Source organism: Paraburkholderia dioscoreae (assembly GCF_902459535.1).
In the GTDB taxonomy this organism is placed as follows: domain Bacteria; phylum Pseudomonadota; class Gammaproteobacteria; order Burkholderiales; family Burkholderiaceae; genus Paraburkholderia; species Paraburkholderia dioscoreae.
This window is the reverse complement of sequence record NZ_LR699553.1, coordinates 776,424-795,296: the sequence shown is the minus strand read 5'-3', so window position 1 is coordinate 795,296 and position 18,873 is coordinate 776,424. Positions and strand designations below refer to the sequence as shown.

Below are 18,873 nucleotides of genomic sequence, written 5' to 3'. Positions count from 1 at the left end.
ACCTGGCCAGCTCATGAGCGAAAAACGCATTGCAGTACTCGGCGCCGGACCAATGGGCCTCGGAGCCGCCTACCAGCTCGTCAAGGACGGGCGCAAACCGGTTATTTTCGAAGCGGACGACCGGGTCGGCGGAATGGCTGCGTGCTTCGACTTTGGCGGCCTCTCCATCGAACGTTACTATCATTTCCACGCCATTTCCGATCACGCTTTTTTCGATGTGCTGCGCGAGCTCGGCCTCGAAGAAAAACTGCAGTGGCACGAAACGAAGATGGGTTATTTCTATCAAGGTCGCGTGCAACCGTGGGGCAACCCGATCGCGCTGCTCAAGTTCAAAGGGCTGAGCCTGCAAGCCAAATTCCGCTACGGCCTGCATGCGTTTCTCTCGACGAAGCGCAACGACTGGAAGCCACTCGATCATGTTGAGGCGACGGGCTGGATCCGCCGCTGGATTGGTGAAGAAGCGTGGGAGGTGTTGTGGCGGCGCCTGTTCGACTACAAGTTCTACGATTACGCGTACAACCTCTCCGCAGCGTGGATCTGGAGCCGTATCCGCCGTATTGGCCGGTCGCGCTATAACCTCTTTCACGAAAAGCTCGGCTACCTGGAAGGCGGTTCCGATACGTTGCTGGAAGGTATGCGCCGTTATATTGAGGCCAACGGCGGCGAGTTTCGTCTTCGCACACCCGCGCAGAAGGTCGTAATCGAGAATGGCAAGGTCACCGGCATCGAAGCCGGCGGCGAGTTCCTGCCGTTCGACAAGGTTATCAGCACAATTCCGCTTCCCTACGTGCCGCGCGTAATGCCGGATTTGCCGACCGACATTCTTGAGGCGTTCCGCAGCGTCAAAAACGTGGCCGTGGTGTGCATTATTGCGAAGCTAAAGAAACCGGTAACCGAAAACTTCTGGCTGAACACCAACGATCCGGAGATGGATATTCCCGGCATCGTTGAATACACGAACCTGCGACCGCTCGATCATCACGTCGTCTACGTGCCTTTCTATATTCCGGGTGAGCATCCGAAGTATCAGGAACCGGATTCGGCATTCATCGACAAAGTGAAGCGCTATCTGATGAAAATCAACCCGGCACTGAAGCCGGACGATTTCATCGACGTACGGGCGAGCCGGTATCGCTTCGCGCAACCAATTTGCGAACCGGGTTATCTCGATCGGCTACCCCCGATCCAGTTGCCGGTGGAAGGCCTGCTCGTGGCCGACACGTCCTATTACTACCCCGAAGACCGTGGCATCTCCGAGAGTATTGGGCTGTCGCGCAAGATGGCGAGGATGATATGACGCGGGCGCACGCCGTAGTCAGGCGCACCTTCGTCTCGAAGAGCTTTCTACTGTTCCTGTTGACCGGCGGTTTTGCCGCCGCGGTCAACTGGGGCAGCCGAATCGTCTATAACAGGTGGATGCCGTACTCGGCGGCAATTGTCGTCGCGTATATCACTGGGATGGTGACGGCGTTCGTGCTGGCGAAGCTGTTCGTGTTTACGAAGAGCACACAGTCGGCAGGGCGATCAGTGTTCTTCTTTACGCTCGTGAATCTGGTTGCCGTCGTGCAGACCTGGGCTGTTAGTGTCTGCCTGGCGTATTACCTGTTTCCGCGGATGGGGATGACCTGGCATGCGCGCGATATCGCACATGCCGTTGGTGTCGCTGTACCCGTGTTTACGAGCTACGTGGGCCATAAGAGGTGGAGCTTCAGGCACTGAAATGAAAGTGCGGCCGCAGCCTGCTCCGTAGAGTAAATGGATGCGTAAGCGGGATACGTCGGTATCTGGAGCAAAGAGTGACCGTGCCGCAAGCTCTCGGTAATCCACAGCCCGTCATTACATACTGAAAGCATCACGATGCCGACGCATCTGCCTCCCTACGGCCGCCCACCACCCTCTCCCTCACGAACGAATATTCACACCATTCGCCGAATAACCCGCCACCTTCGGCGAGAACTTGCGGCGCAAAGCGCGCGCGCCATTCTGCGCCGGCACTTCCACTAACCTGTTCATCACGTAGCCGAGCAGAAGCGCCCCAAACACCGTCGCGAACCATACCGGCACTGCGCCGAATCGCGGATAGAGAACAACCAGCGACACGCTCAACACCACATAGTGGTTGAGATACAGGCTGTAGGATATCTTGCCGAGCCAATGGCCCACGCGGTAGATCCAACCCGGCTGGATCGTAAACGACAGTGCCATCAGCAGGAATGCTCCGGTTGAAGAACCCAGATCGCCGAAGATCCGAGCGCCCATGCTCCAGGGATTGTCGAACGGATAAGCGACCAGCGCCAGCGCGACGATCCACAATACGGCGCGCGACCTCGGCTGCAACGCATGCGCCCATGACAGGATCCTCGTCCGGCACGAGTAGAACCACGCTCCGATCACGAAGAAAGTACCATAGTGCGTGGTCAACAGCGCATCCTGAAGCGGCCACGGAATATGGCTTGGCGACCCGGCCAGCGCGGCTATGCCGATCAGCGTGGAGCTGATAACCGCGAGAATGACCGCCTTGAATCGAAGATGCTGCACGAGAAAGGCAATCACCGGAAACGCCAGCGACAACCTCATCTCGTGCACGATCGACCACATGGGCGGATTGATGACCGACGTATCGTAGCTGCCGATCATCTTCAGATGATCGAGGATCATCTGCTTGTCCGGATGCGGATGCGCCGTATACATCCAGCCCTTTTCCCAGACGAAACCGGCACGGGCAACGAGCCAATAGATGCCTAGTGCGACCACGAGCGACGCGATGAACGGCGGATACAGCCGCACGATACGCGCGGCAGCAAACGTCACATAGCGGCGCGAACGCAGTTCGCCATACATGTGCGCGAGCGCGTAGCCGCTGAGCATGAAGAACACGATCACCGCCTGGTGTCCGCCCCACAGCACGCGCAGCGGCGTCCACTTGAGGTAGCCCCAGAGAGGTTCGACCTTGTAGAGGCCTGCTACGGTCGTATGGGCGAACACCACGATCAGCGCGGCATAGCCTCGCAAGATGTCCAGCGAAGGGGCTCGGTCATTTCCCGCGCGCGCCGAATCCGCCATATGCCGCCTCTCCACCGCATTCATTTGTAAGACAACGATTCTATCAGCTATCGCACACGCGGCTTTCGGCCCGGTTTGGGATTTCGGCGCGGACGCGCTCGGGGCGGGTAACGGGGGCTCAGATCATCCGCGGCCCGAGTTGTAACCGACCAGTTCAGACCAGTTCGCTACCAAACCTTTCCGTGGGAGTAATTGGCAACTATCTGTAATAATAAGAAAGATAGATCGTGGCCTACTGGACAACTTGATGAGCGAGAGAGACAAGACGGTCGACGTGCTTCGGGGGCTCGGCATCATCACCGTCGTGGCGGGGCATGCGTGGAGCGGCACCGGCTTACCGCCGTTCTCACCCTATTCGTTTCATATGCCGCTGTTCTTCTTCCTGTCAGGCCTCTTTTTCAGAGAGGAGCGGATCGAGGCGCCGATCGCTTTCGTACTGAAAAATGCGCGCACCCTGTTGCTGCCCACCACGATTTTCTTCCTCGTGTATGCGCTCTTCTGCCAACTGATACGCGCAGCAGGTTTCGTGAACCTCTGGCAACCGTTTTCAATCTCGAATGTGTTGTTCAATCAGTTCGGTAACGCGGCAGCATACGGATTCACCGCGCCGTACTGGTTTATTCCCTGCCTCTTCTTTGTCCGGGTGTATTTCGGACTCGTGCACACGCGACTGAACGCGCTTCTCGCGGGTATGGCGCGGGGGCGTGAAGTGGTCCTGCAAATCTTCTGGGCCTTGATTTACCTGCTTGGAGCAGGCTTCGCCGTGCATGCTTCCCGGCATATGTACTTTGAAGGCCGCGTCACTACGAGTGAAATCGTTGTACTGCGAATCATCTTCGCCGCTTTCTTCTACTATGCCGGCTATCTGGCGGCCCGCTGGAAAGCAACGCGATTTCTGCCGAACGTGCTGTTACTCGTGGCCTTATACATAGTTCAGCAACAACTATGGGCGACCGGAAAGACTCTGGACTTCTGGATGCAGGTCATGAAATTTGAGCATCCTGTTCTGCCCATCGTGACAAGTCTCACTGGAATCGCCTTCATGTATGGCGTGGCCGGCATAATCTCGAACAACCAGATATCAAAGAAGATACTGGCCTTCATCGGCGAAAACGGACTGCCGATCGTGTTCCATCAACTGCTCGCGTTCTTTCTCGTCAACGCGGTGCTCTGCGGCCTTGGCGCGATCAACCCGGCGGACGTGAAAAACAACTACTTCCAGTGGCATACCGAGCACATGTGGTACGTCTATGTGCTTGCCGGCATCGCCGTGCCGATCGCGCTCGACCGCTACGTTCTGAAACCGCTTGGCCACCTGGTCAAGACACTTTGGCACCGGCCCGCCACCGGAACTTGACAGCAGCGGGCCGCGCCGGCTCAGAACGCCTTATTCCGAAGCAAACATGGACTTCAGAACCTCGACGATCTGCCTGCCCGCCGTCCCGTCGCCAAACGGATTCTTCCCAGCGGACATTGCCTGATAAGCAGCCTCGTCATCGAGCAGACGGGCGGTCTCGCCGACAATCGTGTCGACATCCGTACCGACCAGCTTATTGACGCCCGACTCGACCCCTTCCGGCCGCTCGGTCACATCGCGCATCACCAGAACCGGCTTGCCCAATGCCGGACCCTCTTCCTGAATGCCGCCCGAGTCGGTCAGGATAATGTGGCTCGCCGCCATGAGCCGCAGGAACGGCTTATACGTCAGCGGCTCTTCCAGATAGATGCCGGCCTGATCGCTCAACACGCGGTTGACCACTTCCCGAACCTTCGGATTCATATGCACCGGATAGACGATCCGCACGTCCGGATGCGCCTCGGCAATTTTCCGCAACGCGGTGCAGATGTTCTCGAACCCGGGGCCGAAGCTCTCGCGACGATGCCCCGTCACCAGCACGATCCGCCGCCCTTCCGCCAGTGCGCCCTCGACTCGCTCCGGCAACGCGACCTGTTCGTTCCTCAAGCGCTCGAGCATTAGATACAACGCATCGACCACGGTATTGCCCGTCACGAATATTCGGTCGGCAGGCACCTGTTCGGCAAGCAGGTTCTTCTTCGACAATTCCGTCGGCGCGAAATGAACGTCGGTCACGAGCGACGCCACGCGTCGATTGAGCTCTTCGGGAAACGGCGCGGCCATGTCATGACTGCGCAGCCCGGCTTCGATATGGCCGACGCGAATGCGCCGATAGAACGCCGTCAAGGCGGCCACCTGAACGGTCATCGTATCGCCTTGCACGAGGACGATATCGGGTGAATGAGCGGCGAGGAATTCGTCGATCGCGGTGAACAGCCGGGCACTCAGTCCCGCCAGCGTCTGATTCTGCGACATCACGTCCAGACTCGCGTCCGGTGTCATGCCGAAGTCCGCGAAAGCCTGCATCAACATTTCCCGATGCTGCCCGACCGAACACAGGCACACGTCGAAATCGTCTTGCGCCGCGCGCAGCGCCTGCACCACCGAAATGACCTTGATCGCTTCCGGCCGCGTGCCGGCGAACACCACTACTTTTTTCTTTGCCATGGTAAATATCCTATGAGACCGGCCGCTTCAGACCACTTCGGGTCGTGCATCGGTCAACTTGACGTAACGGCTTTGACGCTGAGGGCGATAAGACGCATAGCGAACGCAATCGGCGTTCGTTCTCGTCAGGATGGAAGCGAAAATCTCCGCGTGCCGCGTATAGGCTTCCGCCGGCGTCATCGACTGGAACGACTGCTGGAGACCCTTGCGCGGCTGGCGCGCCGGCCGTTCGGCGTGTTCGAGAAGGGTTCTGGCCAGTTCGTCCCGAACGGCATGCAAGTCCCACTCATTCGCGATTGCCTGGAAGAACTGAGGACCGTCGAGTGTCGACCAGTCGTCGCGATAGGCACGAATCACCGTACTCGCTTCGTCGATCAGTTGCTCGCGCGCGCCGCCGACGTCGGTGGCAATCACCGGCGCATTACGTTGAAGGGCTTCTGAGATCGCCAGACTCCAGCCTTCGGTAAAGGATGGCATCACGACCGCCCGCGCCAGATCGACAAAGCGATAGACATCGGACCGGTAGCCAGGCATCGACACCACGCCTTGCAGACCGTGATGCGCAATGCGCTCCTGAAGCCGCGCGGCATACGCGGCATCCGAGTGCTTGCCGAGTATCACGAGGCGGATATCGGGCCGCTTCGCATGCGCAATCGCAAATGCATCGATCAGCAAGCCCTGACCCTTCACCGGATTGATCGAGGCAACGTTGAGAAAGACCGGACTATTCGCCGGAAATCCGAGTTGCTCGCGCAGCGCGAGATCGCGTTCCGGTTCGAGCAGCGGCATCGCGCTGCCGGAATCGCAGCCGTTCGGCACGACGATCATCCGCTGCGCGCTCAAATGGAGATTCACGTCGGCGAACATCGCGACATTGGCCGACACGCAGATATAGGCGTCCGTCACCTCGTCCGTGCGACGCCACTGTTCCTTACCCGCGGCGTCGAGCCACATGTACATGTTATGAACGGTCTGGACGAACGGAATGTTGAGCGAGGCACACACCTCGCCAAGCGAAAGCGAATAGTGAGCATTGACCAGCGCCACCTTCCGCTCGACCAGCGCTGCGCGAAGCTGGGCGGAATCGCGGGGCAGGCGCACGTAGTTGAACTGTCGTTGCCGGAGTTCAGCCTCGGCCTCGGCCGCGATCTCGCCGGTAACGCCGAGCATGGGCTGAAAGCCCGCCTTGCCCAACCGCTCCAGCAAGTCGAAGACAACACGTTCGAGACCGCCGACCATAAAGTTGTCGACCTGCAACATGACGGCCGGCGCCGCCAATGGGTTGAAGTCGGGAGCGTCGGGCACGATCAGCGGCTGCGCGCTATTGATTGCTTTCCAGAAACGCTGTGCGGACTCAACGACATTCGCGGGTGCGGCTTCGACGACCAAGGGATGAAGCAGCGCGAGGCCCAGGAAGACATGGTGATCGAGCGCGATGCACAAGTCCGCATGTTCGTAGACGTCGCTGCGTAACGCGTATGGATTGTCGCCAGCCTTGAATACGACCACGATCACCACGTCCGGCGACTGCGGCGCCAAAGACGGCAAATCGGCCGCGGCGATAATTTTCAGTTGTACGTCATCCGTATTCAGGTCGCTCGAGCCGTGCGCGCCGCCCGGCAGGATCGACGCGAGCGCCGGACTGGCTGCCCAACGCGGCGCGTCCGGATCGAACTGATCAAGCCACTGTGCAACGCGTCGTTCGTCGAGCAACAACGGCGCGCCTGGAACGCGCTTCGCAAGCGCTGGAGCCGGAATCGCCAGCGAAACAGGAAGCGGCCCCCTACCTGCCACACCCGTACGCCTGGCAAGCGCCCGAAACAGGCGACGCAACCGGCCTTTCCACGTTCGCGCCGCTGCTGCGCGCTGCTGTTCCTCGATCGTCGCTGCGAGACGAGACATATCTGCCTGCTCAATAGCAACGGTCTGTTTGAGAACTGCCACTTCGCCGTCCTTCTCTCTAGTAACCTTCCGAAGGCGAGCCATCTCGCCTGTCATGGCATGAATCACACCTTCGAGGCGAGCCGCCTCGTCTTTACCTTGCTGAATGACGCCTTCCAGTCGCTGGGTCTCTTTTCTCAACCCTTGAATGAAATCCTCCAGACGTCGTGTCTCGCCATACAGGAAAGTATTGCGATCCAGCAAAACCTCGATCTGCGTGTCCTTTCCTTCAAAGACGCGCTCGTAGAAGCCCCGGTGTTCACGCCAAACCAGCCCGGGCCGATAGCCGGCATCGGCCAGATAATTCAGAAGATAACAACATCGCGCGCCCAACTCGGCCAGTTGCGAAACTTCCGGGAAACCGAAACTCAACGGCCTGGTCAGATCGCCGAGAATGTTGACCCAGTCGCCCGACAAAACCCGCTGGACTTCCCGCACCGCCCGCTCCAGATACTGGCGCGCGGTCTCATAGTCGTGGCGGCCCACGGCGACGCTTGCCGCCAGGTCGAGCGCGGCGACCGTCTTGGTTGCCAGCAGCGGACTGAAAGGAACCGGGTCCATCGACGCGCACTTCAATGCCCAGACTTCGGCTCCTTCGAGATCGCCCACCGCCTGCAGGAGTTTCGCGGCCACATAACTGAGCGAGATCGACCATCGCAGATGTTGTGCGTCCTTCCTGTCCGTATCGATGTACGCCTGGATTTCCGCCACGCACGTGCGCACCGTTTCCGCCGAGGCACGTACGCCGAGAACGCGATAGGCGTGACCGCACAGCGCAGCGCCGTAGTCGGCGGTGCCGTGCGGCGCCTGCGCGAGGACGCGCGCTTGCAGGCGTCCCAATTCGGTATCGTCGCTCATGCGCGTGCCGATGGTCACCATGCTCCGAAAAAGCCACGGATTCAGCATGCTGCGGCTGTCGGGCAGCACATTGAACACCGGGGAATCGGCATGCCTGTACATCGTATCGACAAAAGCCGCTCCATTCGCGCCGACAGGGTCGAGCATCGCGACCACCAACAGATGATCGCCACCGGCCCCGGCGCGTTCGTCGAGCCCTATCTTGCGCCACGCAAAGTCCAACGCCGCACCGGCCGACAAAATGAATGCGGATTCCGGCAGCCAGCGCGCACCGGTCGAACCCGTACTGGAGCGCAGCAGTTCGGCAGGAGACTGCGGCGCGACAGAAACGTCGCTTTGGCTTTCCCGCCCCGCAAACCCGAGAATCAGGCGGCCGCCCGGCCGCACGAGGTCGGCGAGTCGCGGCCAGTCGAGCAATGTGAAGCGGCGAACATCACGGCAAATCAGTACGTCGAACGAATGGTTTGCGAGACCATCCAGTCCGCCACCGGACCACGGCTTGAAATCGACGCGGCCGGCAACGCCATACTGATTCGACGCGTAGTCGGACTGCCGCGCGTCCGTCACGATGCCAAGCACGCGACTCGCGGTCGAGTTCTGCGCCACGATGTGCGCACCGCTGCCCGGCGTATCGTCCAGCACGAGAACGGCGTCGCCGACCCGAACGAGATTGCCGATCTGCGTGAGCTCGGAGATTGCGGTTCCCGACGCGGAGTCGGTGGACCGCAAGACATCTCCGGCGGCTGCGGGGCTCCGTTGCGTCGACGCGTCTCCGGCACGCTCGAAAGCAGACACCTGGTAGCCGGCCAATGGCGGTACCGGATAAGTCAGCCGCGCAAACTGCAAGCGGGCGTGAATCCGGAAACCCAGTTCGAAGGCCTTTTTTGTAGCGTGGCCAGCCGATGCGAGGTCATTCACATCTTGCCCGGCCGGAGTCATCAGCGCGACATGGCTGATACCCGCGCCTGCAATCAACCCGAGCCAGATCGCCAGATCGGAGGACTTGCTATCTGGCGGAAAAACAACGATTGCCGAGTCGAAAGACTCGCGCTGCGCAATGTCGAGCGCCGGCGCGGCAACGGGGGCCGCTTCGATCCGGTTGGACAGGAAGCGCTGAGCGGCGCGCGCGCCGCCATCCGCGTCGAACGAGAGCACGTACGGATCGGTTCCCGCGGCCAGCAGGAAGTCGAGCGCATCAGCCGCACGAGGGCCGATGTACAGGACTTTGCCGTGCCCGAAGCAGGTTACGCATTGGCGCAGGAATGCTCGGACATCGTGGCTTGTAAACTCGGACATACTGTCAACACCAAGGTTTAGTACGGCGAGCCGTTTTATCGAAGGCGCCAGTCGTTCCGGTGCTTGCGACTGACAGGCGTCGACCTTACGAGGATGCGCCGGTGGGTGCTTCAAGTTCGGCGCGCATATGCAGATCGCAAACGCCGCCGAAGAAATGCGTGTCGACCCGCGCGCGGACCATGAAGAATGCCGCCTCGTCGATCCAGTGCAGGATCGCCTGATCGGAGAAATTCATCGACTCCTGATGAATCAGCGACGCCTGCACTTCGTAGAAGTTTTCGCCGAGCGAGCAGCGGTCCATCGTGAAGACGACGGAGTGCTCTTCGCCCGCGCGAAACTTCCGGTTCCAGAAAATGAAGCCGTCCTGCTTCGCCGCAATGAGCTCGGCGTCCTGGTTGAATGTCCCCCAGGAATACATCTTGATGCCTTCCTTATTGCGGATACGCAGGTTGACATAGAGCTTGTCCATGTCCTCACGGATCGAGAATTTCACGACGATCCTGATCGCGTCGCCGGTGTAGAACGTGGTGCATGGCTCACCTGCGCCGTCCAGTATGGAGACGTCCGTAATCAGCGCTTCCAGGCTGCCGAATTCGAATTTGCCTCCCTCGTTGCGGGCCTCGCTTTCCATCTGATCGGCTGCGTCCGCGACATTCGATACCGCCTGCGCGAGATGTCCCTCCGAGGCCGCGACCTCGAGCGGTTCGGCCGACGCCGCGGGCGCCGCCGACGCTTCAGGCGCGGCGAGCGCTTCGACCTTCGCGCCCGTGTCCGCCTTCAGCGCCTGCTTGTGCTCGGCGATCTCCTTCTGCTTCGCGAGGTTTTCCTCGTCGTGCAACAGCTTGCGATAGGCCAGTACGACTTCGCCCGAGGGCCCCGCCGCCATGACCTCGCCGTGGTGAAGCAGAATGGCGCGGTCGGTAAAGGTCCGCACCGACTCGATGTCGTGCGACACGAAGAGAATCGCGACGCCACGATCCCGAAGCTGGCGAATGCGCTGATAGCATCGCTTCTGGAACAGCGCGTCGCCCACCGCCAGCGCCTCGTCAACGATCAGCACATCCGGGTTCAGTTGCACCTGCACCGCAAACGCGACACGCACCATCATCCCGCTGGAGTAGTGCTTGACGGGTTGATCGAAGAAATCGCCGATAGCCGCGAAGCGGATGATCTCCGGCATGGCCGCGTCCATCTCCTTGCGCGTCAGGCCGAGAATCGCGCCGTTCAGGTACGCATTCTCGCGGCCTGTAAACTCCGGATTGAAACCGCTGCCCAATTCCAGCAGGGCCGCGACGCGGCCATGCACCTGCACTTCGCCCTGCGTGGGCGACAGGACGCCGGCAATGATCTGCAGAAGCGTCGATTTACCGGCGCCGTTGCGGCCCACGATACCGACCGCCTCACCCTTCTTCACATTGAAGGAGATGTTGCGCAGCGGCCAGAATTCCCCGAAAAACTGCCGGCGGCCACGAAGGAGCATCTGCGCCAGCCGATGGTGAGGCTTCGCATAAAGTTCGTAACGCTTGCTCAGTTCGCGAACGTGGATAGCTATATCGTCCAAGACCACTCTCTTTGTTGATGAACAGCTTGACACCAAACTGTAATCGGGAGCCGGCCTGCGTGCGCGGCGGCTCGGGTTGCACCGACTAGGTCAGCGCCTCGATGAGTTCTTGCTCGCCTGTGGCCTTCTGCTCGACCAGCCGCTCGCAGATCAGTTTGTTATGCGCGGCCATTTCCATGCGCGTCGCCGCGTCCGGAATGAGCCCCCTGGCGAAATCCTCAACGTTCACGAAACGCATGCCGTAGGTGTTGAAGTCGCCGATATTGGGCGTATCCACGATAGGAACGATGCCGAACGCCAGATACTCGATCAACTTCGTCGGGCAGGATACGTGGTTCACCACCATGTCGTCCCGCAAAATGAAACCGAAATGGCAATGCTGGTACACCTCGTTGAGTTCCGCACGGGTCGCGCTGGCCACGTGGAAGTTCGGGTGCGCCTGAACCTCGGACGACGCCGCGTTTCGCATCACGTCGATATCCGGCGTGTACATCCACCAGTCGGCGCGCTCCAATGCTCGTGCAACCACATTCAGCATGGCCGGTACGTTTTGCCACTTCTGCGTGCCGCCGGCATAAATGACCGTAGGCCGGCCGTCCTTATATGGCCGCACCGCTTCGCTGCCCTCCTCCAGCGCGAAGATCGGCAATACGATCACCTTGGCCCGCAGCAATTCGCGATACTTGTGCGCGAGATAGTCGCCCATTGCCTGAGACACGACGATCACGCGGCTCGCCTTCTCCGCAGCCAACCGCTCACAATCGTCATGAATGCGCGCGGAGAAGAAATCATTGTGCATCCGAAACTCTTCGGGCACGACACCGTGTACGTCGAGCACCCATTTCAGGCCCGGTACGCGAAGCACCGCTTCCGCCACGGGATTCGGCATGCGCAACACGCTGTGGAAGTAAGCGCGCTTGAAGCGGCGAGCGAGGAGCGCCACGACCCGGCGTTGATTGGCCGACATCAGCGAGATATTCAGGATCCATGCGTTATGTGCCGCCCTTTCGATAAAGGGCCTCGCCTCCACATGGCCGCGAACATCGCAATACACCCGGTGCTTCGAAGGAAACAGCGAGTCGATCGCCTTGACGCGCTGGAAGTAGCCGTCCCGTTCACGCTCCCTGGTCGGATACGGCGCGAAGAAAAGAATTCCGTTGCCGGCGATCACCAGTTGCAACAATTCGTATCCGCGCACCAGCCGGCTCACTTTCGAAGTGGGAAACTGCGCGGCGCGCGCCAGCCGGTTAATTACGCGTTGCATGAGCCCGGGCGGCTTGTCCTGCGCGCGGGCGGCCTGCAATCCTGCCAGCGCGTGAGCCATTTCCGACGTCCTTGCCACGAGCGCGTCCAGTTCACGAGCCAGCGATTCGAAGCGAACCGCCATACGTTGCGTGATCGCCGGCGCGACCCCTTCGCCATCCACCGACAGGTATTGCTCGATGTCCGCGGCGATGCTGCTGATCGCGGGGAGCAAGGAGTGCCCCGACGCGGGCTCGTCGACATAACGCCCCATCACCAGTGAGCGCAGGTCGGAAAACTGCTCGGCCTGCTTGCGCGCAAGTTCGCCGCCGAGGTACGCGGAATGGGCCTCGAGGCCTTCCACGAGCATGCGCATTTGCGTGGCGTACAGGCGATGCGTTTCAAGGTGAATCGGAAAGCGCTTCGGCGAGGCAATCGCAAACAACGAATCCTGCATCCAGGCAGTCACGGACAAGCGCGTGCGGTCCTGCCATGCGCGGCCATGCTTCTCTTCGAAACGTTTGCGGTTCTGCGCCGCGAATCCTTGCGCCTCGACGACATCCAGCTTGCCGAACGACGCCGATCCCCAGTGGTGGATATAGACGTCGCGAGCCACATGCATCGTGAAGCCGCTTTCGAGAATGCGCACGCAATGATCGTCGTCTTCGTACGCGCCCGGAAAGAAGCGCTCGTCGAGCGTGCCCACGCGTTCGATCAGCTTGCGGGAAAACAGGACACAGTAGTAGCTCAGGAAGTCGCTGTCGACCGTCAAACCCAGCCAGCCTTCACGCCGGCGAATCGCAAACTCGGTGAGCGCCGGCATATCGAGCACGGCGCTGCCCTCGGCCAGCCTGTTGCGGTCGCCGAGCTGATAAGGAATGGGGATTCCCTGCTCATTATTCGACGCATTGGTCAGCGGCCCAATCGCATCCTTATCGGCCGCGACGAGGTAATCGAGCCAATGGTCGGTGACAATCACGTCGCTGTTGAGCAGGCAGATATGCGTAATTGCCGGGTCCGACAGACAGTACTCGATACCAATGTTATTTCCCCCGGAGAATCCGAGGTTTTTATCCTGCTGAAAAAACTGACCTTGCAAGCCATGCTGTGCGACGGCGTTATCGAACGTGGCTTGCACGGCGGCACGCTCGGCCGGCCGGGATGCGTTGTCGATCGCGGCCACGACGAATTCCGTATCGCTTCGGGTCTTGATGAGACTCTCGATCGCAAGCGCGAACACCTCCGATGAGTTGAAGGTTACGACAACGATACCAACACGCGCCTTCTTGCTATTCATTTATATTTAATCCAATGCCTGCCGATGTTAATTCGACTTATACCTTTTTGACGAAACGCTTAAAGCACATCAGGAAATCCCTTTTTTGATTTCATGAAAAACCAGTAGCATGCGCTTAAAAAAGCAATCGACACCGCGAGCTGAATAATCATTCCCAGCGGATCCGGCCATTCGCCGAAGAAAAATACGTGCCGAACGTTTTCCAGTACCGGCGTAAAAGGATTCATCGCGACCGCGAATCGCAGGATTTGCGGCACCATATCGAGCGGATAGAAGACCGGGCTCAGATACATGATCGCCATCGAGACTGGCGGGACCAGCAGCTTGATATCGGGCAGATACACGCCGAGCGACGCCAGCAGATAAGTCACACCCAGCACGGCGAAAAACATCGGCAGCAGAACGACTGGCAGCGCGATGGCGGAAAGCGGCGGCAAACCGACGAACACCAGGTTGAACAGAAGCAGAAGACCGTAGCCGATCGCAGCGTTCACGACCGCGGACAAAGTGATGGCAAGCGGCAATACTTCGAGCGGGAACACGACCTTTTTGATAAAGTTCGGATTCTCCCGCATCAGCATCGGCGCGCGCAGAAAGCACTCGGAAAAGAACGTGTAAGTAATCAGCCCGCTGAAAAGAATCAGTGCGGAGGCCTTACTGTTTAAGCCGCCGCCCGACCAGCGCGCCTTAAACACCACGCTAAAAACGAAGAAATAGACCAGCAAAGTGAGGATTGGCGTAACGAGCATCCAGACGGAGCCAAGCGCCGAACCGCGGAATTTAGTCGCAAGGTCACGCCGGACAAAATCCCACAAAAGCGACCGGTGCCGCAAAACTGAAATTTGCATTGATAGATTCCGACAAACCGTTCGCGCTTCGATTGTCAAATCGATGCAAACGGTGCTAAAAATTCCGGCGGCGTGTCTGCCTGTGCGCCGGAACGTAATGAATATTTCTGGATACAGCCGCCGTCATCTTAACCCGGCATTCTGCCGTAGCGGACTGAACCCAGTCAAATCAGGCTCTGGCCGCGCGCCGCACCGCTATTCGAACTGACCGATACGCGGCGGGGACGCAAGCGTGAACGGCAGGACTTCGCAACTGAGCGACAGATTAGGATTGTAGGCAGGATCCCGTTCGAACCAGCCCTCCCAACGTGCCTCCATGCGGCGAATTTCGCTCACGAAACGTTCGTATCTTTCAGGGTCGAGATCCGAGCCGCGAGATGCCGATTCGTGGTGGTACAACTCCGCATACGGCGTCCAGATGTTGCGGTAGCCCGCCTTGAGCAGCTTCATGCAGAAGTCCACGTCGTTGAAGGCGACCGCCAGCTCTTCTTCCAGACCGCCAACTTCGTCGTAGACAGACTTTTTCACGACGAGGCACGCAGCAGTCACGGCCGACAGATTCTGCGTCGCGACCGCGCGGCCGAAATAACCGTAATGCCCACGCTTCATCATGTGATGCATGTGGCCGGCAATGCCGCCAAGACCGATCACCACGCCGCCGTGCTGCAATGCATCATTCGGATACCACAGGCAAGCGCCCACGGCCCCGGCGCGCGGCAGCGCGGCAAGGCTGACCATTTCATTCAACCAGTCCGGCGCGATAACCTCGATATCGTTATTCAGCAGACACAGATATTCGCCGGTCGCCACGCGGGCCGCATGATTATTCAGCGCGGAGAAATTGAACGGCGATTCATCGCGCAAAACGCGCACATTGGAACGCTGCGTTATCTCATCGAAATATCTCAGCGTCTCCGGCCTCACGCTTCCGTTGTCGACGATGATGATTTCGAAATTCTGGTAAAGCGTGCTCGTGAAAATACTGTCCACACATTGCTTGAGCAGCGCGAGTCCGTCGCGGGTGGGAATGATGATCGACACTTTGGGTTGCGGACTCGGCAACGTATAGCGCACGCGCAGCACGCCGAGTGTTTCGATCGGATGCTCGACCGTCGCGCTGATGTTCGCGCGCTTCAAGTGCTCTTCCAGCGCGCGAATGGCGGCAACCAGCGCATAAGGCTTCTCGCTGCCGCTGCCCGCCGTGCTGCCGGGCACGATACGCCAGTGATACAGCACATGCGGAATGTGGATCACACTGTCGTCGCCGGCAAGCTCCACACAACGCAATGCGAGGTCGTAATCCTGGCTGCCTTCGAAGCCCTTCCTGAACCCTCCCGCCTCTCGAACCAGCTTCGTCTCGAACACGCCCAGATGCGAAAACATGTTCTGCGTGAGGAACATTTGCGGATTCCAGTCGCACTTGAAATAAGGCGTGGTTCGCTTGCCCTCCAGGGTGAGCTTGTCTTCGTCGCTGTAAAACATCCGGCCTTGCGGATGCCGATTGACGTATCGCGCCACCATATACAGCGCGTGCGGCGGCAGCAGGTCGTCGTGATCCAGCAAGGCCACGTATTCGCCCGTTGCAAGCGCGAGCGCGCTATTGCTCGCTTCGGATATGTGACCGTTCGTCTCGCGAAATACCACCTTGATGCGGCTGTCGGCGGCGGCGAACTCCTGCAGCACGGCCTTGACGTGCGGCTGGGTCGAGGCGTCGTCGGCGATGCACAGCTCCCAGTGCGGATAGATCTGCGCCTGAACCGAGGCGATCATTTCGCGCAGCAGACGTTCGTCGCTGTTGAACACAGGCACGACGACCGAGATCAGCGGCTTGCGCGCCAACCGGGCGATTTCCACTTCGATTTCATGTCGCCTCGCAGGCGTGACGGTGTCGTACGTGTTGATCCACTCGTGGTAGACCTCGTCGCGCGGTGGGCCGTCGGCGAATCCGCGGCCGCTCTTCAGCCGGCGTACGCGCGCCGTGACGCCGGGCAAACCTTCACGCCGGATCACCGACGCGTAATAGCTCAACGCGCTGCCCAGCCCGCCTCTGACCTCGGCTTGACGGCCGATGGTACTGAAGGCGAGGCGCACCGCGAGCACGACACGGGAAACGGAGCGCAGCGGCGCCGTGACCCGCCACGAGGTCGAACTGCGCAACGCCGTATTTTCAACTTCCAGTTGCAAAATCCGGTTGTTCAATTTCGCGATCGAGTCACCGTCGCGCAACGCATCGTCAAGCAGTCTCTCGAGCAATGCCACGCGCCCCTGGAGGCGGCGCACATCGGCAAGGTCATTCGGTACCGTCTCGCCTTGCAAGAGGTTCTGACGGACTCCATCCTTGCCGTGCTCATCAAATTTTGTGTTCATGCATTTCCTTCCTGCGCATCCGACGCGGATGACTGCCACCCATAGAGGGTGCTTCCAATGGCACCGGCTGCTGCCGCACCGCGCTTCTAAAGCCTGCCCAAGCGCCCGCGCATGCCATCCCAAAGTCCCAGCAACGCCATTCTTAAATGGGCCATGCGCTGCGAGGGCATGAGCGAATAGATCACGAGCCTCACGGGAAACTTGACCAGTTCGGACGACTTCCAGGTCCAGGGCACATACGAGCGGCCAATCAACACAACGGCGTTGCGGAACAAGTAGTAGTGACGCAACGGGCTGTGCATGGGATAGGCGCGCCCCAGTACGCGAACCGGTTCACCCCCCAGTTCATGGCTCATGTGAACCCACGGCACGCCGAGCACCCGATACCCCTTCTGCTTGGCACGCACACACCATTCCAGGTCGACAAAATCGATGAAAAGCGCGTCGTCCATCGGACCGATGCTCGACCACCAGCGCAGATTGATGCACGAGCCCGACGAAATCAGGAAGTCGACCTCGATGGGCCGATCGCCCTGCGGCACGATTCGCTCCAGCGTGCCCCACTTGAAGCGCACGAACGGCGCGAGACCACGCAGGCGCGCGTCTTCGTAGGCGGGGCCCGCGAGCGCGACGCGCTCGCCCGATGCGTTGGCCTCGGCGATCACCTTCGGCAATTCCGTGAACAGCGCCGCGGGCGGCTCGCTGTCCTGATCGAAGAGAATCGCCATATCGAAGCCGCCGCGAAGCAACGCTTCGACGCCCTGATTGATCGCCGTGGCGATGCCCGCATTCTCGCCGTTGGCCAGATACTCGATCGCGCTGGACAATCCCAGCTCGCTCGCCGCGCGAACGCCGGGCGTGTTGTCGACCACCACACAGTGCATCCTCGCCGCGAGCCGGTTGGCCCGCTCGATACAGGCCGCATCGGGGTTATAAAAAACGACGACGGCCCCCGCGCGCGATGTCAGCGGTATATCGCTCAACGCTCGGCCAGACAAAGTTGCAGGGCGTCGCGCCAATCCGGCGCCTGTATGCCGAACGTCCGCGCAAGCTTGTCGTTCGACATGCGCGAATTGCCGGGGCGCTTGGCCGGCGTAGGATAGGAAGCCGCCGGGATCGGCTTGACCGTGGGTGTTTTCGCGAAGCCTGACAATTCGAAAATGGCCTGTGCAAAACCATGCCATGACGCCGCGCCCGTCGCGGTCAAGTGGTACACGCCCGTATGCGCGTGCCACCAGTCGTTCTGCCCCGGCGCCGCTGCCTGCGCCAGCACGTTCGCACTGAGCGCGGCAATCGTCTTTGACCAGGTGGGCGCACCGACCTGGTCGGCAACCACGCTCAGTTCGTCCCGCTCCGCGCCGAGGCGCAGCATCGTCAGCAGGAAGTTCTTGCCGCGCGTGCCGTACACCCAGCTCGTGCGAAAAATCAGGTGCGCGCAACCGCTGGCGGCAATCGCCTGCTCGCCGGCGAGCTTGGTCCGCCCGTATGCGTTTTGCGGATCGGTCGGATCGTCTTCGACGTAAGCGCCGTCTTTCCCGCCATTGAATACGTAGTCGGTCGAATAGTGAACCAGCGCCGCGCCCAGCTTTTTCGCTTCTTCAGCGAGCACGCCCGGCACTTCGCCGTTCACGCGCATGGCGAGATCGAATTCCTCTTCCGCCTTGTCGACCGCGGTGTAGGCCGCGGGATTGACGATCAGCGCCGGCCGGATTTTCCGGACCACGGCACGAACCTGATCCAGATCGGACAGATCCAGCGCGGCGCGGTCGACCGCGACCACCGTGCCGAGCCCTTGCAGCGTACGCGCGAGCTCGAAGCCCACCTGGCCGTTTACGCCGGTGATAAGGATGGTCCGCCTGGCATCATGTGCGCTCAT

The 18,873-nt window shown here is 60.1% G+C and carries 12 protein-coding genes; 3 read left to right on the top strand and 9 right to left on the bottom strand.

The features are described from left to right. The first annotated feature begins 13 nt into the window (after positions 1-13). Both PDMSB3_RS03630 and PDMSB3_RS03625 read left to right on the top strand, forming a co-directional pair. Positions 14-1,297 (top strand): NAD(P)/FAD-dependent oxidoreductase, encoded by a 1,284-nt coding sequence (locus tag PDMSB3_RS03630; RefSeq protein ID WP_165184737.1) that lies wholly within the window; start codon positions 14-16, stop codon positions 1,295-1,297. Beyond that, complete coding sequence (locus PDMSB3_RS03625) at positions 1,294-1,719, top strand: GtrA family protein (protein ID WP_165184734.1); 426 nt, start codon at positions 1,294-1,296, stop codon at positions 1,717-1,719. Before PDMSB3_RS03630 ends, PDMSB3_RS03625 begins: the two co-directional genes overlap by 4 nt. A gap of 183 nt (positions 1,720-1,902) precedes the next feature. Here the strand turns inward: PDMSB3_RS03625 and PDMSB3_RS03620 are convergent, their stop codons facing one another. After that, on the bottom strand, positions 1,903-3,063 hold the full coding sequence (locus tag PDMSB3_RS03620; RefSeq protein ID WP_165184731.1) for an acyltransferase family protein: 1,161 nt from the start codon (positions 3,061-3,063) through the stop codon (positions 1,903-1,905). A gap of 247 nt (positions 3,064-3,310) precedes the next feature. Here PDMSB3_RS03620 and PDMSB3_RS03615 point away from each other — a divergent pair, with 247 nt between their 5' ends. Then, positions 3,311-4,420 carry an acyltransferase family protein gene (locus PDMSB3_RS03615; RefSeq protein WP_165184729.1) on the top strand — a complete coding sequence of 370 codons (1,110 nt, stop codon included), beginning with the start codon at positions 3,311-3,313 and terminating at the stop codon, positions 4,418-4,420. Positions 4,421-4,450: 30 nt separating this feature from the next. Here the strand turns inward: PDMSB3_RS03615 and wecB are convergent, their stop codons facing one another. The 8 genes from wecB to rfbD all read right to left on the bottom strand — a co-directional run bounded on the left by wecB (position 4,451) and on the right by rfbD (position 18,873). After that, positions 4,451-5,587 (bottom strand): non-hydrolyzing UDP-N-acetylglucosamine 2-epimerase, encoded by a 1,137-nt coding sequence (gene wecB / locus PDMSB3_RS03610; RefSeq protein ID WP_165184726.1) that lies wholly within the window; start codon positions 5,585-5,587, stop codon positions 4,451-4,453. Between the two features lie 27 nt (positions 5,588-5,614). Continuing rightward, complete coding sequence (locus PDMSB3_RS03605) at positions 5,615-9,682, bottom strand: glycosyltransferase (RefSeq protein ID WP_165184724.1); 4,068 nt, start codon at positions 9,680-9,682, stop codon at positions 5,615-5,617. 85 nt (positions 9,683-9,767) lie between these two features. Next, on the bottom strand, positions 9,768-11,243 hold the full coding sequence (locus PDMSB3_RS03600; RefSeq protein WP_407670522.1) for an ABC transporter ATP-binding protein: 1,476 nt from the start codon (positions 11,241-11,243) through the stop codon (positions 9,768-9,770). 85 nt (positions 11,244-11,328) lie between these two features. Then, positions 11,329-13,782, bottom strand: coding sequence for a glycosyltransferase (locus tag PDMSB3_RS03595; protein WP_165184721.1), 2,454 nt, complete (start codon positions 13,780-13,782; stop codon positions 11,329-11,331). A gap of 59 nt (positions 13,783-13,841) precedes the next feature. Continuing rightward, complete coding sequence (locus PDMSB3_RS03590) at positions 13,842-14,630, bottom strand: ABC transporter permease (RefSeq protein WP_165184718.1); 789 nt, start codon at positions 14,628-14,630, stop codon at positions 13,842-13,844. 195 nt (positions 14,631-14,825) lie between these two features. Continuing rightward, positions 14,826-16,997: a glycosyltransferase family 2 protein gene (locus PDMSB3_RS03585; protein WP_232064097.1), complete on the bottom strand. Its 2,172-nt coding sequence runs from the start codon at positions 16,995-16,997 to the stop codon at positions 14,826-14,828. 86 nt (positions 16,998-17,083) lie between these two features. After that, the gene (locus tag PDMSB3_RS03580) at positions 17,084-17,980 is read right to left on the bottom strand and encodes a glycosyltransferase family 2 protein (protein WP_165184715.1); all 897 of its coding nucleotides are present in this window, start codon (positions 17,978-17,980) and stop codon (positions 17,084-17,086) included. Continuing rightward, positions 17,977-18,873 (bottom strand): dTDP-4-dehydrorhamnose reductase, encoded by an 897-nt coding sequence (rfbD, locus tag PDMSB3_RS03575; RefSeq protein WP_165184712.1) that lies wholly within the window; start codon positions 18,871-18,873, stop codon positions 17,977-17,979. The genes PDMSB3_RS03580 and rfbD overlap by 4 nt, the downstream gene beginning before the upstream one ends.